The organism is Sporacetigenium sp. TC11, assembly GCF_058146105.1.
The window spans coordinates 1-22,858 of record NZ_JBYVNY010000014.1 but is presented as its reverse complement, the minus strand read 5'-3'; the positions used below and the strand labels follow the sequence as shown (position 1 = coordinate 22,858).

Annotated in this window: 21 protein-coding genes; 4 read left to right on the top strand and 17 right to left on the bottom strand. The window is 29.7% G+C overall.

Annotated elements, in window-relative coordinates; genetic code table 11:
* Positions 1–30 precede the first annotated feature (30 nt).
* Both ACUSRV_RS15470 and ACUSRV_RS15465 read left to right on the top strand, forming a co-directional pair.
* Positions 31–864, top strand: coding sequence for a hypothetical protein (locus ACUSRV_RS15470; RefSeq protein WP_490142871.1), 834 nt, complete (start codon positions 31–33; stop codon positions 862–864).
* A 238-nt stretch (positions 865–1,102) separates the two neighbouring features.
* Positions 1,103–2,692: a hypothetical protein gene (locus ACUSRV_RS15465; RefSeq protein ID WP_490142870.1), complete on the top strand. Its 1,590-nt coding sequence runs from the start codon at positions 1,103–1,105 to the stop codon at positions 2,690–2,692.
* Positions 2,693–2,724: 32 nt separating this feature from the next.
* Here ACUSRV_RS15465 and ACUSRV_RS15460 read toward each other — a convergent pair whose 3' ends face one another.
* From ACUSRV_RS15460 to ACUSRV_RS15445, 4 genes are all read right to left on the bottom strand, one after another.
* The gene (locus ACUSRV_RS15460) at positions 2,725–4,749 is read right to left on the bottom strand and encodes a heavy metal translocating P-type ATPase (protein ID WP_490142869.1); all 2,025 of its coding nucleotides are present in this window, start codon (positions 4,747–4,749) and stop codon (positions 2,725–2,727) included.
* 63 nt (positions 4,750–4,812) lie between these two features.
* Positions 4,813–5,103 (bottom strand): cation transporter, encoded by a 291-nt coding sequence (locus ACUSRV_RS15455; RefSeq protein WP_490142868.1) that lies wholly within the window; start codon positions 5,101–5,103, stop codon positions 4,813–4,815.
* 13 nt (positions 5,104–5,116) lie between these two features.
* Positions 5,117–5,491, bottom strand: a complete 375-nt coding sequence (locus tag ACUSRV_RS15450; RefSeq protein ID WP_490142867.1) for an ArsR/SmtB family transcription factor — start codon at positions 5,489–5,491, stop codon at positions 5,117–5,119.
* 84 nt (positions 5,492–5,575) lie between these two features.
* Positions 5,576–5,833 (bottom strand): hypothetical protein, encoded by a 258-nt coding sequence (locus tag ACUSRV_RS15445; RefSeq protein ID WP_490142866.1) that lies wholly within the window; start codon positions 5,831–5,833, stop codon positions 5,576–5,578.
* Positions 5,834–5,952: 119 nt separating this feature from the next.
* Between ACUSRV_RS15445 and ACUSRV_RS15440 the strand changes: the two genes are divergently transcribed.
* Positions 5,953–7,728 carry an ATP-dependent metallopeptidase FtsH/Yme1/Tma family protein gene (locus ACUSRV_RS15440; RefSeq protein ID WP_490142865.1) on the top strand — a complete coding sequence of 592 codons (1,776 nt, stop codon included), beginning with the start codon at positions 5,953–5,955 and terminating at the stop codon, positions 7,726–7,728.
* Positions 7,729–7,754: 26 nt separating this feature from the next.
* Here the strand turns inward: ACUSRV_RS15440 and ACUSRV_RS15435 are convergent, their stop codons facing one another.
* The 10 genes from ACUSRV_RS15435 to ACUSRV_RS15390 all read right to left on the bottom strand — a co-directional run bounded on the left by ACUSRV_RS15435 (position 7,755) and on the right by ACUSRV_RS15390 (position 18,212).
* Positions 7,755–9,062 (bottom strand): DUF7910 domain-containing protein, encoded by a 1,308-nt coding sequence (locus tag ACUSRV_RS15435; protein WP_490142864.1) that lies wholly within the window; start codon positions 9,060–9,062, stop codon positions 7,755–7,757.
* 106 nt (positions 9,063–9,168) lie between these two features.
* The gene (locus ACUSRV_RS15430; protein WP_490142863.1) at positions 9,169–9,942 is read right to left on the bottom strand and encodes a hypothetical protein; all 774 of its coding nucleotides are present in this window, start codon (positions 9,940–9,942) and stop codon (positions 9,169–9,171) included.
* 129 nt (positions 9,943–10,071) lie between these two features.
* The gene (locus ACUSRV_RS15425; protein WP_490142862.1) at positions 10,072–11,328 is read right to left on the bottom strand and encodes a VanW family protein; all 1,257 of its coding nucleotides are present in this window, start codon (positions 11,326–11,328) and stop codon (positions 10,072–10,074) included.
* Positions 11,329–11,450: 122 nt separating this feature from the next.
* Complete coding sequence (locus ACUSRV_RS15420; protein WP_490142861.1) at positions 11,451–12,923, bottom strand: VanW family protein; 1,473 nt, start codon at positions 12,921–12,923, stop codon at positions 11,451–11,453.
* Positions 12,924–12,944: 21 nt separating this feature from the next.
* Positions 12,945–14,342, bottom strand: coding sequence for a UbiD family decarboxylase (locus tag ACUSRV_RS15415; protein WP_490142860.1), 1,398 nt, complete (start codon positions 14,340–14,342; stop codon positions 12,945–12,947).
* 208 nt (positions 14,343–14,550) lie between these two features.
* Positions 14,551–15,261, bottom strand: coding sequence for a hypothetical protein (locus tag ACUSRV_RS15410; protein ID WP_490142859.1), 711 nt, complete (start codon positions 15,259–15,261; stop codon positions 14,551–14,553).
* An 80-nt stretch (positions 15,262–15,341) separates the two neighbouring features.
* On the bottom strand, positions 15,342–16,181 hold the full coding sequence (locus tag ACUSRV_RS15405; protein WP_490142858.1) for a PP2C family serine/threonine-protein phosphatase: 840 nt from the start codon (positions 16,179–16,181) through the stop codon (positions 15,342–15,344).
* A gap of 67 nt (positions 16,182–16,248) precedes the next feature.
* Entirely contained in the window at positions 16,249–16,590 is a 342-nt protein-coding gene (locus ACUSRV_RS15400) for a hypothetical protein (RefSeq protein WP_490142857.1), read from the bottom strand.
* Positions 16,591–16,763: 173 nt separating this feature from the next.
* The gene (gene namA / locus ACUSRV_RS15395) at positions 16,764–17,780 is read right to left on the bottom strand and encodes an NADPH dehydrogenase NamA (RefSeq protein WP_490142856.1); all 1,017 of its coding nucleotides are present in this window, start codon (positions 17,778–17,780) and stop codon (positions 16,764–16,766) included.
* Between the two features lie 132 nt (positions 17,781–17,912).
* A complete protein-coding gene (locus ACUSRV_RS15390) occupies positions 17,913–18,212 on the bottom strand; it encodes a hypothetical protein (protein WP_490142855.1) in 300 nt (99 codons plus the stop codon).
* A gap of 152 nt (positions 18,213–18,364) precedes the next feature.
* Between ACUSRV_RS15390 and ACUSRV_RS15385 the strand changes: the two genes are divergently transcribed.
* Positions 18,365–20,197, top strand: coding sequence for a peroxiredoxin (locus tag ACUSRV_RS15385; RefSeq protein WP_490142854.1), 1,833 nt, complete (start codon positions 18,365–18,367; stop codon positions 20,195–20,197).
* Positions 20,198–20,686: 489 nt separating this feature from the next.
* Here the strand turns inward: ACUSRV_RS15385 and ACUSRV_RS15380 are convergent, their stop codons facing one another.
* The 3 genes from ACUSRV_RS15380 to ACUSRV_RS15370 all read right to left on the bottom strand — a co-directional run.
* Positions 20,687–21,586: a C40 family peptidase gene (locus ACUSRV_RS15380; RefSeq protein ID WP_490142853.1), complete on the bottom strand. Its 900-nt coding sequence runs from the start codon at positions 21,584–21,586 to the stop codon at positions 20,687–20,689.
* Between the two features lie 261 nt (positions 21,587–21,847).
* Positions 21,848–22,591, bottom strand: a complete 744-nt coding sequence (locus ACUSRV_RS15375; RefSeq protein ID WP_490142852.1) for an amino acid ABC transporter ATP-binding protein — start codon at positions 22,589–22,591, stop codon at positions 21,848–21,850.
* Positions 22,592–22,607: 16 nt separating this feature from the next.
* On the bottom strand, positions 22,608–22,858 hold a 251-nt coding region (locus ACUSRV_RS15370), incomplete at its 5' end, for an ABC transporter permease subunit (protein ID WP_490142851.1).

Here is a 22,858-nt window from a genome sequence, read left to right as displayed (position 1 = left end):
TAAAATTATCAAGATTAAAGGAGGGTTACAATGGAAAGAAGATTTTTAAAAGCTAACGTTTTAATTTTTTCTTTATCTTTATTTGTAGTTTTATCTAGCTTATTTTTAATATCGCGCACTCATAGAGTTTTAGAAGCTTCAACTATTTATTCAAATAGCAGTAATATAGAAAACATAGTGCTACCCCTAGATAAAACATACAAAGAAGATCATCACTTACAAACAAAAGTAAATATATCTACAAAATCAAATGAATATATTGTAGATATAAATTTTAATGTAGGAAAAATTAAAGAAATTCAGGAATACACAAATGATTTTGGATATGACGTTTTAGAGAAGCTAGGAAATACACCAATAAAAAACAAAGTAATCATAAACTACTATTACAAAAGTGAACCTTATTTATCAAATACTTTAGTATATAATGTTGAAGAAAGTAAATTTAATGACAATATATTAGAGACTTATCATCCAATAAAAAATCCAGACATGGTATGGACTACTCTGCCATTTAAAGAGTTTTGCGATAAGTACTACAGCCTAAAAGATCAAACTGAAGTATGGGATAAAATTATAAATGGAATGTATATAAGTTGGGTTGGAGTTGTAGTTGATAAAACTGAAGATAGTGTTGTAATAAGTTGTGTTCCTGATGAATGGAATGGTGAGAATTTAAAAAGCGCCTTAGATAAAAACTTAAGTGCCTTATCATATACACTTGTATGTGAAGCAAAGAATGAAGATATTAAATTAGGTGAAGATGTATATATAAAAGGTCAAATAGTGTCACCAGGACAAAAAGGTACTAAGAATATGTATTGGAAAGTTTACCCTGTTGTACTGACAGACTCACTAAGATAAAAATCGCTACGCTCATGTCGCCAACGACCTTAAGAACGAGGTGCGTTGCTCAAATTTATAGGATGAAAATTATGATTTCCTTAAATGGAAAAGAAGAGCTTATGCTCTTCTTTTTTTTTCAACAATTTATTTATAATTGAATATACTTATAATAGAGAATCTTATATACTATAAAGAAGTTTTATTGGTATAATTAACTAAGTTTATTATTAATAAATAAATTAGAAGGGGTATGTATATGATTAGCAAAAAATTCAATATTATAGGTGTTTTTATTATTCTATTACTTGGAGTAATAGCAGATTATTTTTTATTAGTTCCGTTTGCTAAAGATATAAAATCTGTATTTATTTTTTCAATACTTATATTTATATTGTCGGCAATATTAATTCCTGTATTTAGTAGTAATCCTACCAAACCTGATTTATGGAGCAAATATGTCCTTGGATTGATAAGTTTTATTGGTATTGCCTTTATAATAGGATTTATTACAACATCTCCTATATTTAATGCAAAAGATTATAAAAACTTACTTCCTAACCCTGTAGAAAAAGAGTTTAACAAAGAAATAGAACCATTTGACATAAGTAAGGCTCCAATAGTCACAGAAGAAACTGCAAGTAGAGTAGCAGATAAACAACTTGGTGATTATGGCGGAAACCTAGGGAGTAGAGCTTATTTAGGAGACTTAACACTACAAAATGTAGGTGGTAGCCTTTATTGGGTTGCTCCAATTGAGCATAAAAATTTCTTCTCTTGGTTTAACAATAAAAGTTTAGGTACTCCATATATAATGGTGGATGCAAACAACAAAGAAAGTAAAATTATAGATGGTAAACTAAAATATCAACCAAAATCATTCTTCAATCAAGACTTACAAAGAACATTATATTTTAATGATCCTACTAAGTTATACACCGACTTTACATTTGAAGTTGATGACAACCTAAAACCTTATTATACTGCTACTATTTATAAAAATACTATAGGGTTAAGTGGCCGAAAAGCTGTAGGAGTTGCAATAGTAGATGCTCAAAGTGGAAAAATAAAAGAGTATAACATAGATAGTGCTCCTAAATGGGTCGATAGAATACAACCTCTTCCATTTGTTAGAAATAACATTAACCTTAGAGGTGAATATATAAGAGGATTTTCTCCTTTTAACGATAATGGAAAATTAAAAGCAACTGAAGGCGTTGGAATGGTATACAATGAAGGAAAATGCTATTACTACACTGGAATTACTAGTATAGGAAAAGATGAAAGTTCTTTAGGATTTTATTTAGTTGATACAAGAACAATGGAAACATCTTACTTTAAATCAAGTGGAGCTACAGAAACAGCAGCTATAGGTACTGCTGAAGGTAAAGTGCAAAATTTAGGATACACAGGGTCATTTCCTATACTTATGAGAGTTGAAAATACTCCTACTTACTTTGTTCCACTACAAGATAAAAATAACTTAACTAAGTCCTATGCTATGGTAAACGTTGAAGACTATACATTAATAGGTGTGGGTGAAAACGTAGAAGAAACTAGAAATAATTATATAAAAACACTATCAAGTAAAAATATATTAATAAACTCAGCTGGAGATAAAAAAGAGTTATCTGGAAAAGTATTAAGAATAAATAGCTTTGTTCAAGATGGGGACACATATTATTCAATATTGTTAGATAGTTACAACAAGATAATTACTTCTTCAATAACACAAAGTCAAGAACTTCCTTTAACTAAAGAAGGAGATTTGGTTAAAATAACTTATATACCAAGTTCTCTTGATATAACTCAAACCATAACATTTGATAACTTAAGTATATTAAAATAGAAAAATCGCTGTCTATACAGACAGCGATTTTTCTATTTCATTACTCTCATAGCATTTAATATTGCTATTACTGCTACTCCAACATCTGCAAATATAGCTTCCCACATTGTAGCTATACCACCTGCTCCTAAAACTAATACAATAAGTTTTATACCAAGGGCAAATATTATATTTTGCCATACTACTGCATTTGTTTTCTTTGCTATTTCTATAGCCTTAGTAAGCTTGCTTATTTCGTCAGTCATTAAAACTATATCAGCTGCTTCTATTGCAGCATCTGAACCAAGTCCTCCCATTGCTATACCAACATCTGCTCTTGCAAGTACTGGTGCATCATTTATACCATCTCCTACAAATGCTATAGTTCCTTTTTCTGATTTAATACTATATATCTCTTCTAATTTTTCTACCTTTTCATGTGGCAATAAATTAGAATAAACTTTATCTATATTTAACTCATTTCCTACCTTTTCTGCTACTAACTTATTATCACCTGTAAGCATTACAACTTGTTTTATACCAGATTTTTTTAAGTTAATTATAGCATCTTTTGAATCATCTTTTATTTCATCCGATATAACTACATACCCTTTGAATCTTCCATTTATAGCTATATAAACTACTGTTCCACTTTCATTTACAGGTAAGAACATTATATTTTCATCTTTCATTAACTTATCATTACCAGCTAATATATAGCTTTCTTCATATTGCACTTTTATACCAAGTCCTGGAACTTCTTCGTATTTAGATATTTTATCTTTGTTTATTTCTTTGTTATAAGATTTTATTATTGATTTAGCTATAGGATGATTAGAGTTACATTCTGCTATAGCTGCATATTCTAAAAGTTTATCTTCACTTATACCACTTGGTTCTATTTTTGTTACCTTAAATACTCCCTTTGTTAAAGTACCTGTTTTGTCAAATACTATAGTTTCTACGTTTTTAAGTGCTTCTAAATAGTTACTTCCCTTTATAAGAATACCATTTTTAGATGCATTACCTATTCCACTGAAGAAACTCAAAGGTATAGATAATACTAGTGCGCAAGGACAAGATACTACTAAGAATATAAGCCCTCTATAAAACCAATCCCCTAAATCTTTTGCCTCTGTAAACATAGGTGGTACAAGTGCTATTGCAAGTGCACATATAACAACTGCTGGAGTATAATATTTTGCAAATCTTGTTATAAAGTTTTCAGTTTTAGATTTTTTGCTACTTGCATTTTCAACTAAATCAAGTATTTTAGCTACAGTAGAATCATTAAACTCCTTTGTAACTTCAATAGTTATTAGTGAGTTTTTGTTTATAAATCCAGATAATACTTCATCTCCTACAAATACATCTCTTAAAACTGATTCACCAGTTAATGCAGATGTATCTAACATAGAGTTTCCATCTACTACTTTTCCATCTAGAGGAACTTTTTCTCCTGGTTTTACAACTATATAATCTCCTACATTAACATCATAAGGAGAAACTACTTTAATATCACCATCTACTTTAAGATTTGCATAATCTGGTCTTATTTCCATAAGCGATGATATAGATTTTCTTGATTTATCTACAGCCATATGCTGGAAGAACTCTCCTATTTGGTAAAAAAGCATAACACCTACTGCTTCTGGGAATTCTCCTATTGCTATTGCACCCAATGTTGCAATTGACATTAAGAAGTTTTCATCAAATACCTGTCCTTTAGTTATGTTTTTAGCTGCTCTTAGTAAAACTTCTCCACCTACAACTATATATGCTATTAAAAATATAATATTGCTTAGAATTTCTGAGGTATTTATAAAAGACTCGAATATACCAAATATATAAACCAAAGCCCCTATACCTAATACCATAAGTTCTTTTTTATTTTCTTTTAAGAAATTTTCATTATGTGTATGTGAATGCGTATGTGTATTATTATTTTTCTTGTCTTGTATAGTTATATTAAGTCCAGGTTCAGTAATATCTATTATATTTACTATTTTAGTTACAACTTCATCAACATCGTACTTTTCGTCTATATCTACAGTAAATGTTTTATTCATAAAGTTCATAGTTGCTTTTTTAACTTCATCTAATTTACTAGTCTTTTCTTCTATACTAGAAGCACAGTGAGCTCAGCCTAACCCTTCTAGTAAAAATATCTTTGTATAAGACTTTTGGGCTTTACTTCCCTTTAATGATACTGTTGATCCTGGTTCTACTTCATCAGCTATTTTAGCTATTTTTGATATAACTTCATCTAAATTGTTTGAATTTATTTCTACAGTTAATGTTTTATTCATAAAGTTCATAGTTGCTTTTTCTATTTCATTTAATTCATTTACTTTAGTTTCTATTTTAGTTGCACAATGAGCACAATCTAATCCATCTACTATTAATTCTTTTTTTACTATACTCATCTCCATAATTTTACCCCCATTATTTGCTGTAAACTTCATTTATATGACATAGACCACAATTAAATATTTGTTTTATATGATCATCATCTAATGAGTAATAAACAACTTTTCCATCTTTTCTATATTTAACAAGTCTAGCTTGTTTTAGTACTCTTAATTGATGCGATATTGCAGATTGAGTCATTCCAAGTAAGTTCGCTATATCACATACACACATTTCAGATGAAAATAATGCATAAAGTATTTTAACTCTAGTTGTATCTCCAAATACCTTAAACAACTCAGCTAAATCGTATAGCATTTCTTCTTGTGGCATATTCTCCCTAGCATCACTTACTATATCTTCATGTATAAAATTACATTTGCAACTTTCTATAGTGTCAGCGTTTCTCATAAATTTGTCCCCCTCAATACAATATATGAATAATTGTTCATATGTTTGTATTAATTATAATATTTTTCAAAAATTTAATCAATATCAATTAGAAAATATATTATCTATTTTGTTTTTTAAAGAATTTATTTCTTCTTGTTCTAATAAAACCAAATGATATCCTACAGACACACTTATATCGCTTTCATTTAATTTATAAGTGTTTTTATATTCTACAATCTTTTGCAACATCTGTTCTTCATTCATACTTTCACTCATTTGTGGTTTGTTATTTCCATCCATTAACATAAGCATATATTCATTACTTCCTAAGTCGTGTATAGTAACTTTTCTTATATTCATATTAATTACCTCCAAATTATTTATTGTATATATATTTTGCCTATTAGTAATAAAAAAATATATATAATCACATAATAATTATTATAATTATGCTTTTTTTAAGGAGGCTCGGGTTTTATATGGCTAAAAACTCTAATAATTCTAAAGGACCCAAAAAACCATGGGATCCGCAGTTTATAGCTTTATACGTTATTATCGCTTTAATGTTTATAATACCATTTATACCTTTTACTACACTTTTATCTTCGTTACAAGAAAGATCAATTAAAGAAACTTCATATAATACTTTTACATCTATGGTACAAAAGCAAGATGTAGAAAAAGTTACTATAAATTTTGTAGATCCTAAGTTTAAATTTACGGATAAACAAGGAAAATCATATACAACTGACAATCCTAGAACTGAAGACTTCAAAGAATATTTACTAAAAAACAATGTTGAGGTTGTTGAAGCGAATTCAGATACATCTACAAATATGCTAATATACAACTTGCTACAACTTGTATTCTTAATATTATTTGGGTATATAGTTTATCACAATTTCATAAAGCCTAGACAATCAGGAAAGAAAAAATCTAGAAGGGTTACATCTAGTGTTAAATTTACCCATATAGCTGGAAATGAAGAAGTAAAAGAAGATATGGAGTTTTTAGTTGAATTCCTTAAAAATCCTAAAAAATACAATGAAATGGGCGCTAAACTACCAAAAGGTGTTATATTATACGGTCCTCCAGGTACAGGTAAAACAATGATGGCAAAAGCTATTGCTGGAGAAGCACATGTTCCATTTTTATATGCTAGTGGATCTGAATTTATGGAAATGTATGTAGGCGTAGGTGCTAAAAGAGTTAGAGAATTATTTGGTGAAGCAAAGAAAATAGCTCCTTGTGTTATATTTATAGATGAAATAGATGCAGTTGGATCAAAAAGAAGTCCAAATGCCTCAAATGGTGAAAAAGATCAGACCTTAAATGCACTTCTTACAGAACTTGACGGTTTTAATGGAAGTTGTGGTATAATCGTCCTTGCCGCTACTAATAGAAAGGACATATTAGATGATGCCTTAACTAGATCTGGAAGATTTGACAGACACGTATACGTTCCACTTCCACAGCAAAAGGATAGACTTGAAATACTTAAAATATATGCACAAAACAAAAAACTCTCAAGCAATGTTAGTTTGCAAAGTCTAGCTAGAGAAACAGTTGGATTTAGCGGTGCTGATTTGGCTACACTTATAAATGAATCTACAATAATAGCTGTAAATAAAGGCCATAATGAAATAACAAAAGATGATATAGATGATGCATTTTTTAGAGTAGTTATGGAAGGTGATAAAAAGAAAAATAGACATATAGATGAATATCAAAGAAATTTAGTTGCATGGCATGAAGCAGGTCATGCCCTAGTTGCAAAGTTAGTTGGTAAGGATTCCATACCAAAAGTAACAATTATCCCATCTACATCTGGGGCAGGTGGTGTTACTTTTAGAGTTCCAGAACAAGAAAGTCTTACATCTAAGGAATACCTTATGAACAATGTAAAAATAGCTTATGGTGGTAGAATTGCCGAATATCTTTTGTTAAAGGATGAAAATAAAATAACAACAGGAGCGTCAAATGACATAAAGCAAGCTACAAATACAATAAGGCAGATAATAGAAATTTACGGTATGAGCGAACATATAGGTATGTTAAATTTAACTATGTTTGATAAACTCAACGAAGGTGAAATACTAAATGAAGCCAAAAAGTTATCAAAAAAATTATATCATGACACACTAGAACTCTTAACTAAGAACAGAAACATCTTAGAAGATATAGCAAATAAGCTAATTGAAAAAGAAACTATATATGAAGATGAATTAGATATAATAATAAGTTCTACTAAATAAGGGAATGGCTAAGCCATTCCCTTTTATTATCTTCTAACATTTACTAGTTCAAAGAATATGCTTTGAGATACATTATCACCTTGAAGTCTAAAATCTGCTACTAGTTTATTATCACTAGGTCTTAGTCTTACATATCTACCATTATTAGATCTTAAAGCTATTATTCTTCCTGGAAGTCTTACTATTGTGAAAGTTTCCCATTGACCTATTTGATCTTTGTTTGCCATTAGCTCTCTTCCTTGACTTTGTGCTGATACATATTGACCATTATTTGCTTGTAATGCTACTTGGTTTCTTCCTCTATCTATTAATCTAAAAGTTTCCCATGGCCCTACTTCATCTCTATTTGCTACTAACTCTTTTCCTCCTCCGCCCTCTGCTGCTACATATTTCCCATTATTAGCTCTAAGAGCTACCTTGTTACCTTGGCTTGGAGGTTGTGGTTGAGGTTGCGGTTGTTGACCTACATTTACAAGTGTAAATGTTTCCCATGGCCCTATTTCACTTCTATTTGCGTTAACAGCACCTCCGCCGCCGTTTTCTGCTACTACATACTGACCGTTATTGGCTTGTAGTGCTATTTTATTTTGGCCTCTATCTATTAATCTAAATGTTTCCCATGGTCCTATTTGGTCTCGATTTGCTACTAGCTCTCTTCCGCCTCCACCTTCTGCCGATACATACTGACCATTATTTGCTTGTAATGCTACTCTATTTTGACCTCTATCTATTAATCTAAATGTTTCCCATGGTCCTACTTGGTCTCTGTTTGCATTAACAGGACCTCCTCCTCCATTTTCTGCTACTACATACTGGCCATTATTTGCTCTTAGTGCTACAGTTCTGCCTTGGCTTGGAGGTTGTGGCTGTGGCGTTTGTTGTGCTCGATTGACAACTCTAAATGTTTCCCATGGTCCTACTTGATCTCTATTTGCATTAACAGCACCACCGCCTCCGTTTTCTGCTACTACATACTGACCATTGTTTGCTCTTAGTGCTATTTGATTCTGGCCTCTGTCCACTACTGTAAATGTTTCCCATGGTCCTATTTGATCTCTGTTTGCTACTAACTCTCTTCCTCCTCCGCCTTCTGCTGATACATACTGACCGTTGTTTGCTTGTAGTGCCACTTTATTTTGACCTCTATCTACTACTGTAAATGTCTCCCATGGTCCTACTTCATTTCTATTAGCATTAACAGGACCTCCACCTCCATTTTCTGCTACTACATACTGCCCGTTATTTGCCCTTAGTGCTATTTTATTCGGAAGTGTTTGTCTTTGACTTGTATATACTTTATTTAAATAGTTTGTATATGGATTATAATAGCTCAAAACTATCCCCCCTATTTTGGTAATTTATATATAATATGTCTTTGTTATAAAATAGGTTCTATTTTATAAATTTCCTTGAATTAAAAAAAGAAGAGCTATGCTCTTCTTAAGATTCTGTTACTATAATTGTCATTTCAACATCATCGTTCATATCTTCTTCTTCATATATGTAGTATATTAAGTTTAAATTGTAATCAAACTTTTCCTTAAAATAATCTATGTAATCATTTATTAAATAAGGAGTTTTATCACATCTTATTTTCATTATTACAGACCAAGTTTTATCTAATATTTCATATACATCCTTATTTTGTAAAATCTTATCCATAACATCTGTATATTTTTCTTTTCCTCTTCCCCTTGTGCGCGCCTTACTTAAATATGACATTCCACCATCTTTTAGACAAAATTTTATATCTCCCATTTTTATTTTCTTATCTATTAATATGTCTATTATATCTTCCATTATATGTGACTCTACATTATCAAACTCATCATTCTTATTTAGTAATAAAATAGAATCTAAGTTCTTTTTTAATTTATTAATATTTCTCTTAAATTTAGTTGTATTGTATTTTTTAAAGTTATTTTCTTTCAAAAATATTCCAGTAGTAAATATATCAGCAGTATATGATACCTTAGATACAAAATCCAACGTTTTTGTTATGTATAAATCATCCATATATTTGTCCAAATCATATACAATAAAAGCTAGATCGCAATCTATAAACTTTTCAAAAAAAACATCTTTATTATTCATTATATAGTCATTGTTTACATATACATATTCAACACTGTCAACATTATATGTTTTTTTTATATGCTTATTTAAATCATAACTTATATTGTCTTTATACAAAAACACCTTAATGTTTCTCATATCGTCACCCTCCAAAACTACATTTACAAAAAATGTAATACAATTATATAATACCACTTATTGTCATTTTATAAAACATAAAAATAAAGATAAAGGGGCTAATTCATCTGAACTGCCCCTTTATCTTTATTATTTTTCAATTATATACTTACTAGTACTTATCTGCTCTCTTTTTACTTCCTTACCTTTTGAATCTCTAAATATTCTATATGTTTTTACTATATAATTATCTTTTTCCCTTTTTTGTTCTGTTTTTATTTGCACTATTTGTCTATCTTTACTACATCCATATATTTTTGTAGTTACATGACCGTTTTTAACTATATTCTTAATATATATAGGATGGTTATAAGGATTTTCAAATTTAAAATCTAGATACCCATAAGCAACTGTAGCATCTCTTCCCTTTGGAGCATAATGAGATGGGAGTGAATGATTTCTAACTTCCGTTATTTCAAGTCCTGCATAAAGTGCAGCATTATATATAGTAGTAGATACCTGACACACACCTCCCCCTTCTCCATCTTGGAGTTTTCCATTTCGGATTACAGGAGCATTTCTATATCCATTATATCCAGTTCTAGGACCTGTCAAATTGTTGTATGAGAACTCCTCACCTGGCATTAAAATTATATTACTAGTGCTTTGACCTGCTTTTGATATATTGTGAGCTCTGTCTGAAGAATACTGGTTAAAAGTTGTAGTGAATTGTGATAATATAGTATCTACACTTTTAACATCTTCATTAGTTATATTTGGAGGTACAGTATTTACAACTATTTGTATTTCCTCAAATTTCTTTTCATTTATAACATTGTATATAGATTCTTTGGTTTTTCCTATGTCTACTTGCTTACCTTCCGTAGCTTCTGTTGTTTCAATAGCTCCTCCATCATTTACATTTAAAGTAGCATCTTTCATAACTATATTTATATCATTTGATATTGTTTGCATAATTTCACTTAATTTTGCTTCGTCATAAATAGCTTCTAGTTTTAAACTCTTTTTATTTCCTTTATGTAACTCAATAATTCTTGCTACATTTTTAATATATGATTTATCTCTCGTATAGTTATAAGCATTTTCTACACTATTTTTTATATTATACCTTAAGTTTATCTCATCTGGTTTTATATTCCAAATTTTATCCTCATATATAAGTCTTATGGTATTTGGTTTATATCTTTTTTCTAATTGTTTTACAGCCTCTGATTTTGTAAGGTTGCCTACGTATGCTCTTTCTATGTAGATATTTTCAGATATAGTACTTGTATTCATATATTTATTATTAAAAAACATTATACATACTGCAATTATACATACGCTTAAAACTATTGATCCAATTAATTTTAGTTTATTATTTTTAACAAATCTACCTTTCGCCATAATGTCTACTCCTTAAACCTAATAGTATATTAAATATATATTAAAAATTAATAATTAATATAACTACCATATTAAAAAACCGTTGGATATGTTTCCAACGGCTAGGTTCATTAATTTATTATTTATTGAGCTGGGGGTGTTACTGGCGGTTTTACTGGCGGTTTTACTGGCGGTTTTACTGGCGGTGTTGGTGTAGGTGGTTTTTCTGGTGTAACTGGTGGTGTTGGAGTCACTGGTGGTTTTTCTGGTGTAACTGGTGGTGCCACTGGTACTTTAGTTCCAACAGCTATCACAGTTTGCTTTCCAGGATAGTAAGCGCTAATTACTTTCTCTCTTTTTACTTCTTTTCCACTTCCGTCTTTATACACTCTATATGTTGATACAGAATATGCATCTCTTCCCTTTTGAGTAATTTTCTCTTTTCCTGCTTCTAAGTTTTTATCATTAACTCTTTTAACAGAGGATGCTACTACCTTGTCTGTAGTTGTAACTATTTCTATATTTTTCTTATCTTCTTTTGCTCCATATATTTGAGAAAGTACAGTGTTTCCATATACTGTATTTTTTATATATATTGGGTGTTTAAAATTATTTTTGAATTTAAAATCTATTGCTCCATAAGCTACTGTTGCATCTCTTCCCTTTGGCGCATAACTTGAAGGTATAGAGTGATTTCTTAAACTAGTTATGTCTACTCCTGAGTATAATACTGCATTATATAAAGTTGTAGATACCTGACAAACTCCCCCACCTACACCTTCTTGTAATTCTCCTTGTACTATAACAGGAGCATTTTGATATCCGTTTGCTATAGTTCTTGGACCTGTTGAATTGTTGTATGAAAATTCTTCTCCTGGCATAAGTAATGTATTACTTGTACTTTGTGCTGCTAGTCTAACATTATAGCTTCTTCCTGCCACACTTGCCTTAAAATTAGTTGAATATTGTCCAAGCACAGTATCTATAGGTTTTAATTGTTCTTCAGTAACTTCAGGCTTATCTTCTTTTACAACTAAGTCTATTGAAAAATTATTATTTATTATTCCATTTTCTATAGCCTTTTTAGTACCTGATATTTCTACTTTCTTTCCTACTTGCTCTGTAGTTACAGCTATACTAGAACCATTTACATTTATAGTTGCATCCTTTGCGGCTACATCAACTTCCTTAGATATTTCGCCTAGCTTTTTATCAAGTTTTGATTTATCGTAATCTAATTCTAACTTTATATTAGTTTTATTACCAAAATTTGCTGATACAACATCTGATGCATTTTCAATAAAACTTCCATCTCTACTAGAGTTATAAGCATCATCTACTGTTTGTCCTATATTATATTTAAAATCTATGTCACTAGGCAGTATATTCCATGACTTTTCATTATATTTTATTGTTATACTTCTTTCGTTGTATTCTTTTTCTAATTTTTTAACTGCTTCGTCTTTAGTTAAATCACCTATATTTATATTATCAACATAAGTATTAGGTATTATTTTATTGTTATTAGTTGCAGATGATACAAATACAAGCGGAATTACTATTATTCCAACAATAATGGCTGCCCCTACACTAATTTGCATTTTACTTAATTTCATCTAAGATCTCCCCTCATCTGTTTATTTAATATTAGTTATACCATTTTCTCCGCAGTAGTAAACTTTATTTTCATATGGATCTACTATAAATACGTATTTTGAGAAAAATCCAGACTTACCTACAATATAGTAATTTATATCGTACTTACCTTTGTATAATTTTTTTAGATTTTCTTCATAGTCTTTACCTAAATATCTAACTGCTTTTTGTTTTCCAATATATTCTATATTTCTAAGTTTTTTGTCAAATTCCTTTGTTTTATTTCTAATTAAATTAACTGCTTCATCTTTATTTATGGCAAATTCTATTACTCCCTTTTCATTTTTTCTCCAATATCCATCGCAGCCGTTGCCATTATACGCTATATCCACATCTAAGTATCCATAAAGTTTTTTTGTTTTTGCATCTATTAAAAATTTATTAATAATCTTATTTTGTAAAGAAGCCTCTACATAATAATACTTTTTAGCTCCTATCATATCTTGATATATACCAACATCTAATTTTTCTCTATCTATCTTTATTTTTTTTACTATTAAGTTTAATATTTCAGTGTTATTCATATTGTATTTATCAACATTTTTGCTATACTTTTGATGTAGTTTATATACTTTTTCATCATCAATATAATGCTTTTGTAAATAGTTTATAGTCTCCAATGCCTCTGTATAATTTCCTTCTTTGTTGTATTCTTCAGCTTTTGTTATATAATAATCATACATAGTATCTATACATTCATTTGTCTTCTTTTGAGCTAATTCATAGTATTTAGTATCTTCTTTAATAACCTTTTTGTATGACTCTATAGCTTCTTTATACATTTTCTTTTCTTGTTTTTGCATTGCATCTTTGTATACTACCCTTGATTCTTCGTAAGTATTTATAGTTGTAGCATAAGATTCTATTTCATATTTAGCTATATTTAAATTAGATACAGCATTTATATATCCGTTTGCAGTTTTGTAATCTACCTTATCAGTTACATACATATTTTTCACTTCTTCAGATTGTTTTAATATGCTTTCACCATCTAGTTGTATCGTTCTCATCTTGTCTATAGTATTTATAAATCCTATTAAATACTCTTTGCCTATTTCTCCATCTATATATTTAGATCCATATTCTAATAATATTTTATTTATCTTTTTTCCAACATTATCTTCGAACCTCTTTTCTTCTTTTGGTCCTAAATCTTCCTTAGTTTTTTCATAATAGGATATAGCTTGACTATATTTTCTTTGCTCTATATAGTTTATTAATGCGCCTACTTCTTTACTTACAGACATATTGCCAATTCCTATAAATAAAACTATTGATAGAACTAAGATAGCAAATACTGATATAGTTATTGTAAATATCTTCTTACTGTTGCTATCTATATACTCTACTATTTTATCTATATACAGTTTTATACCCATTATAATACCACCCTTTACACTATTTGCCCTTATATCTTATATTAAAATATTATATCACACATATTTATTATAAACGCCAAAAAGGTTCAATTAAAATGTTTCAATATTGTAATATTACATACAATATATCTATTATTAACTACATAATCTGCATGTAAACATACATAACAAAAGGCTGTTAGTATAACAGCCCTACAAAACTTAGTATTTATTTACTATACACATAATCATTTATTGATAATAATATACCACCCATATTGTCGTTATATATATCTATACATTTTTTTAATAATTCAGGTACTAATACCGCTTGTTGCGATGTTAAGTCGTGATTTCTACTCTGTGTAATATAATTTTTTGTAGTTACCAAACCTTCTATAGTATTTACCAAAAGGCCTTTAAATTCATCCGAATTATTTTGAATTTTATTCATATTATTTATTTCATTTATCATACTATCTATAATCTTTAGTGAACTGTTATAGTCTTCTTGAGTTAAGTTTGGATATTTAGCAAATTGTAACTCTAATTCACTGTTGTATTTAGATAATTTTTCATTGCTTAGTTTTAAAGAACTTATATCTGCTTTGGTCAAAGTGGTACTTACTTCTCCTTTTATCTGGGTTTTTATATCAAAGCTTTCGTTCATATGTTGAGTAGCTTCTTGTAGTTGTTGTTTTTTAAATTCTTCAGATTTTACTATATTTTGTGATTTTTCTTCAATTATTGATTCTTTTTTAAAACTTTCAACTTCTTCTTTTTGTGCATCTTCTACTCCTGAAACTTTTGTTTGCTCTGCAACTTTTTCACCTAATTTTGAAGATTCAATTCCTTGTTTTGAATTGCAGCCAGTTAAAATTATTAAAACTGAAGTTAAAGATAATAACACAGCTGTATTTTTTATTCTTTTGATAGTCATTTTGCAATCCCCTTTACTTTGGAAAAATCTTATTATAAATTTTACCATATGTTTATAACTATGGTCAAATACAACCTATGTTAAGTAACAATGTTGTAAACAATCCCAAATGATATATCATCTTTGCTTTTCAGCTTTGACATGATCTCAAGTTCTAGATTTAAAGTTCTTTGTATATTTTCTTTTTTACCAACTTTTATAATTTCATAATAATTTTTTAGGGATTTAAAAATTTCTTCATCTAATTCAAATGAATTAGAATAACCATCAGTGCATAAAAACACAGCACAAGGAGGCTTTTTATTATAAAAATTATTAAATTCTATATCCATGTACTTATATGCGCTCTCTAAACACATTGAATTTACTATAAGGTTATATATACCTTTATCTTTTTCTATTATTCTTTCATATATTTCTGATTCTGTTTTACTATAGGTAAATATATCTCCATCCCCTATTTTCATGTATACTATGAAATTTTCTGTTGCCAAAGTAGCAAGTAAAGTTGTTCCATATTTAACATAGTTAGTTTTATATACGACAGGATATATTGTTTTATGGTGGTCTTCTACTTTTTTCTTCCACATATCTTCTATATTTTTTTTAAACTTATCACTTCTTAAAATTTTTTCTATATGTTCTAGTCTTCTATTTTGTCTTTTTTCATCTCTATTCTTTCCATCGTATACCTTGTAATAAATGTTTTTTAGTATATCAACAGCTGTTTCAACCGCAAGCTTTGAGCCAATTTCACTATGCATACAAGATGGGCTTCCATGGCCATCTGCAAGGGCTATTACAACACCATTATCAAGTTTTTCATATGAAATAAAATCCTGGCAGCTAGTTTTCGAAACTTTGTGGCTATATCCTATAACTCCTTCTCCTATAACATCCCATTTTGGCAAATCTGACATAGACATTTTCCTTTCTTACAAAAATTAACCTCTTATTATATTTAATATACAATAAGAGGTTTAAATGCTATACATTATAATAATATTTATCTAACGTCCTAATCATTTCTACTTTTATGTTTTCATTAAAGATTCTTATTAACTCTTTTTTACTATCCATAGTTTCATACTTGAATATAGCTTCTATTTCTGTGTGTATTAAATCCCTTATGTCAAAATTATTTTTATAATGGTTTTCATTTTGTAAAAAATCGTAGTAGTTACTTATATGAGTAAGTTCTTTTTCATCATTTATATAATTTAAAAGTTCATTGCAAAATTCATTTAAATCTAAATCCATGCAATAGCAAGCCGAAGAAAATATTTCGTATAAAGAATTGTAAGCATTTTGTTGTAGCATATTTTCCATATATAAACACTCCCTTTATTTAGAGATACTTCATAATTTTATAAAAATTCACTTTTTTATGTTATTTATTTTATCACAAATTTATAAAATTAAAAATAAAGTATGTTTATATATACTGTATACTTGTTTATGTACAAAAAATCACCATGTTAATTCCATGGTGATTTTTTATATTATTTATTAGCTATTGTATATTGTTCTGGCCAATTAATTTCATAATTTAATTCATTAGCTGCTTGTAGTGGGAAATAAGGATTTCTAAGTAATTCTCTTCCAAGAAATACTAAATCTCCCCTATTATTTCTTATTATTTCCTCAGCCATATATGAATTTGTTATAAGTCCACCAGCTATTGTAGGTATATTAGTTATATTTTTTATAATCTCACTGTGATTAATTTGATATCCAGGATAATAATCTACTCTAGTATCTACAACTCCACCAGTACTTACATTTATAATATCTACCTTATTGTCCATAAGATTTATCATATCAGCTATATCTTCTGCACTATTTCCATTTTCTATGTAGTCTTGTGCTGAAACTCTAAGCATTAAAGGTTTATTATTTGGCCACACATTTTTAACTTCACTTATTAATTCATCCAAAAATCTAACTCTATTTTCTTTGTATCCACCATACTCATCAGTTCTTTCGTTAGTTAGCGGAGATAAAAACTCACTTATTAAATATCCATGAGCACCATGTATTTCTATAGCATCAAATCCAGCTTCATTTGCACGTCTTACACCATTAACAAAAGCCTTATGTACTCTTTTTATATTATCCTTAGTCATCTCACTAGGAGTAAGGTATTCATCATTATATTTTATAGCACTTGGTGCTATAGGTTCTTTTGTTGTAGTAGATTTTCTTCCAGCATGGTTTAATTGTATGGCTACTTTAGCTCCATATTTGTGGCATTCATCTACTATTTTCTTTAACCCTTCTATGTGAGAATCATCCCATATACCTAGATCTTTATCAGTAAGTCTACCTTCTGGATCAACTGCTGTAGATTCTAGTATTATAAGACCTACTCCCCCTATAGCTCTTGAAGTATAATGAACTAAATGAAAGTTTTCAACATAACCATAAGAATTAGAGCTATACATACACATTGGAGCCATAACTATTCTATTTTTTAACTCCATATCTTTTATTTCATAAGAACTAAAAAGGTTTGCCATTATTAATTGCCCCCTCTACATATTTTCTACAATAAATAATATACCTTACAAAGCTAGGTTTTAAAAGGATTCTGCATAAAATTATACATGGTAATTTATGTATATAAAAAAAGCATGGATAATCCATGCTTTTTAAGATACTTTACGTTTTCTTACATTATTTGTTTGATAATCATAATTTGTTTTTCTAACAGAACTAACGGATTTCTTACTTCTTATATTTTGTTTAACAGGAGCCCCTAAGCCCTTTAACTGTAGTAAATACATTCCAAAACTCCATATAAAAGATAATACAACAAATCCTGCCAACATAACCATATAATAGCTTATGCTAATATTTACCCCTAGTATAGCGTTTATCCCCATTGTCAACATTACCACTACAGCACATAAACTAGCTGTTTGAAGAAATGTCCTTAAAACCTTTTTCATGTCTCTTCCTCCCAAAATTTTCCAAAAACCTACATATAATTCCATAATTAATATACCATATTTTACAAAAAATATCAATTTTATTAGTAACATTTTTAAATTAAATTTAATATTATAAAAAGAGGAAAATATATTTTAAGGAGTGATTTATAATGCCTTCCTTACCAAATTTAGGAGCTAAAGCCCCTGATTTTACTGCAAACACAACATTTGGACGTATTAGCTTATCTGATTTTAGAGGTCAGTGGGTTGTATTATTTTCACATCCAGGAGATTTTACACCTGTTTGTACAACTGAATTTTTATCATTTGCTAAATACTATCCTCAATTTAGAAGTAAAAATGCACAACTTATAGGCTTGAGTATAGACAGTACTCCTTCTCACTTAGCGTGGGTTTATAATATATACTTACACACTGGAGTTGAAATACCATTTCCTATAATAGATGATAGAAGTTTTAAGATTGCAAGACTTTACGGTATGATATCTCCTGATATGAGTGAAACATCAACTGTAAGAGCAGTATTTATAATAGACCCTAATCAAGTTTTAAGAACAATACTTTACTATCCATCATCAACAGGTAGAAATATACCTGAAATACTGAGAATACTAGACTCACTTCAAACTGGAGATGCACAAAAGGTTGTTACTCCAGCCAATTGGATTCCAGGTATGCCTGTAATAATGCCTTATCCTCAAACATGGGAACAACTAAAAGAAAGAGTTTCAAATTGTGGTAATGGTTATGCCTGTATGGATTGGTACTTATGTCTAACACCAGATAGAGTAAATCAATTGCCTGCAACACAAGGTAAAACGCCTATAAGTAATGGAAATCAAAATTATATAGAAGGAAATGTAGTAGAAGCTGCAGCTGTAGCTCCTGTTACACCTCCAGTAGGACTTCCTCAGCCACAACTTCCAGGTGCTAATTGCCCAAATGCAAAAAATAGATTAGTTGTAAATTATGTATATGGTAATCCTCAAAACTTTGATGCTAGTTTACATGATGTTGCTATATTTGCATTCGGTGAGATAAATCCTGATTCAACAATATCAGTACCTCAACCTCAATATTTAAGACAGTTGGTATCTTATAAAGAAAGATTCCCTAATCTTAGAGTTGTTTTAGCTATAGGTGGATGGGGTGCTGAAGGATTCTCTGATACCGCTGCAAATTCTGCTAGAAGAAATACATTTGCTCAAAGTATAGTTCGTACTATAAATGAATATGGATTAGATGGCGTTGATATGGACTGGGAATATCCAGGAGTAGGCGCTGCTGGAATAAAAGCTACACCTCAAGATAGAGCAAACTTCACAGTTTTACTTCAAGATGTAAGAAATGCAATAGGCCAAGATAAATGGCTAAGTGTTGCAGGTACTGGATCACAAGATTATCTTAGAAGAAGTGCAGATATTGCTGCTATAGCACCTATAATAGATTATTTTAATATAATGGCTTATGACTTTACAGCTGGAGAACCATCAACAAGTAGAAATGCTAGAAAACATCAAGCAAACTTATTCCCTTCAAGCTTATCACTACCAGGGTTTACCGTTGATATATGGGTTAAAAATCTAATAGGCGCTGGAATGCCACCTGAACAATTACTACTTGGGATTCCTTTTTATGGAAGATTAGGTGCCTCTATTTTTAAAACTTTTGATGAATTAAGAAGAAATTATATAAATAAGAGCGGTTTTACAGCTAAATGGGATGATAAAGCTAAGGCTTCTTATTTAATTCAAAACTCGGATTTAGACTTTGCTATGTCATACGACAATTCACTTGCTATATATTATAAAGGATTATATGTGCTTGAAAATTGTTTAGGCGGACTATTTGCTTGGACTTCAACTTACGATCAAGCTAACATACTATCTGATGCAATGTCTAGGGCTATGAGAGACCCTGTTTCATTAAAGGATGAATTGGAAGGATATTTAGGATATGAGCTTCCATTAACATTAGATTAATATTAAAAATATAATGAATATGAAAAAAGACCTTACTAATTTTAGTAAGGTCCTTTTTTATATATAAATTAAAAGGGAGCAAATATAATATTATCTATTTAATAGTATATTTTTATCTGCACATATATATTACCACTCTTATGTGTGCTTCTCGTGAAAAAATAAACTATTTTCGTGTTTTTTTTATGAATATTCATTTGTACATTAATACTACAATTCTAGTTACTTGTTATCAATATAACTATTTTTTTACAATACAATTATTTATATGCCTTTAATTTAAAATAAATCTAGTACAAAAATTATATACTCTAGATTAGGACAAGCATTAAGTAATGGATGTATTAGATCTTCTACTGAAAAAGCAAACTGGATATATGATAATATTTCCTAATACACAACGGTAATTACAAAATAAGGTTAAAATTTTAAAAAACTTAATAAATAATAAAAAATAGCTTGATAATCAACTTATCAAGCTATTTTTTATTAAGGTCTCCTAGCTGTTACATATACGCTTTTATAATATGTAGTATTTATATCTGATATTTTAACTACATCACCAGTTTTTGGTGCATGTATCATTTTTCCGTTTCCTATGTATATACCAACATGATTTACACTTCCATTATTATCAGTATCTGAAAATACTAAATCTCCAGGTTGAAGTTCTGACCTAGATACATATTGCCCATACTGACTTTGAGTTATTGAAGTTCTAGGTATAGTTTTACCCATGGCATTTTTATATACAAACCAAGTAAGGCCAGAACAATCAAAACTATTAGGTCCTTCTGCTCCCCATACGTATGGCTTGCCTAATTGTTGATAAGCTAATTCTACAACAGCTTCTCTTCCTTCTCCTCTAGATGGAGCTTGAGTATCTTCGCTTGTATTACTTATATCAGAAGTTAAATATGTACTTGATACCCATCCTATTAATCCACTTGATGTTTTTATCTTTGACCAATCTCCACTTTTTTCTAATATATCTACAATTTGCCCATTATTTAATAGACCTATTTTAGAATATGAAGTTGATGGTCCTGTTCTTACATTTAATGCCGATGCTGTAACTTTAGCTTTTCCTTGAGAAACTTGTAAACTATCATTTGAAGAATCACCTTTTACTATGTAGTCACCAGATGCCCATCCTGTTTCCCCATTACTTAATCTTATATTATACCATCCATTTGAAGAAGACAATATTTCTACTTTATCTCCTTTATATACCAATGTTATTTTACTATAATCAATTCCCGCTCCAGTTCTTACATTTAATGCACTAGCTGTTACAGTTCCTACTTCTTGTGCATAAGATTCATTTGCACTTATACCTAAGCTTAACGCAGATAAACCTATAGCTGCTACTATAGTTCCTTTGTTCATTATATTTCCTCCTTGTTACGGTTCATTTCTCACTTATTACAAATAAGAAACTTTTTATTAATTTTCTGAAAATTCACCTTGCTACTTGCCTACTGGTTTATAATAACGAAGAATTGTGAAGAAACTGTGAAGAAAATGTAATTTTTTGGTTTATTGTTAAATATTTGTAATTAATATATCTGATATAAAGTAAAATAACGCATACAAAAAATAACCCTACTGTATAGTAGGGTTATTTTTTGTATGCATGATTAAGATGTTTTAATGATCTATCATACTCAAAAACTGCTTTAATCGTTCATTATTAGCATTTTCAAAAATTTGTCCAGGTGTGCCAACCTCAACAATTGATCCGTTATCCATAAAAACAACCTTATGAGCTGCATCTCTTGCAAAGCTCATTTGATGAGTTACTACTACCATTGTCATTCCTTCTTTAGAAAGATCTTTCATTACCTTTAAAACTTCAGATGCTAACTCTGGATCTAGGGCAGAAGTAGGTTCATCAAATAACAAAACCTCAGGATCCATTGCCATAGCACGGGCAATAGCTACTCTTTGTTGCTGACCTCCTGAGAGTTCATGTGGATACTGATCTTTTTTATCCAAAAGTCCAACTTTATCTAAAAGCTTAATACCTTTTTCACTGGCTTCTTTCTTTGAACGTTTTAATACCGTTACCTGTCCCTCCATTATATTTTCTATAACTGTCATATGAGGAAACAGATAAAAACCTTGAAATACCATTCCAGTTCGTTGTCTAAGTGTTAATGTTTCAGTATTAGACACCTTTTTACCTTCATTAAATGATAGCTCACTTTTTCCGATTGTTATAGAACCATCATTCGGAGTTTCTAATAAATTTATACATCTTAGGAGAGTTGTTTTCCCTGAGCCTGACGGCCCAATAATAACTGCAGTCTCTCCTTTGTTAACCTGTAAGTCTATGCCCTTTAAAATTTCATTACTTCCAAAGCTCTTACGTAAACCTTTTATATCTATCATAAAATTTCCTCCTGCATTACTTTGTCACATATCTTTCAAGTCTTTTTTCCATCCTATGCTGAACTGCTGATAATACACTACAGAACATAAGATATACAAATGCCACTTCAATATACATCCATAAAGGTTCATAAGTTGCCGCTGTAATTCTCTGAGCTATTTGGAACATCTCAGTAACAGTTATTGTAGCAGCAAGTGATGTATCTTTAATAAGACTAATAAAAGAGTTAAACAATGGCGGTACGGAAACTCTAGCAGCCTGAGGAA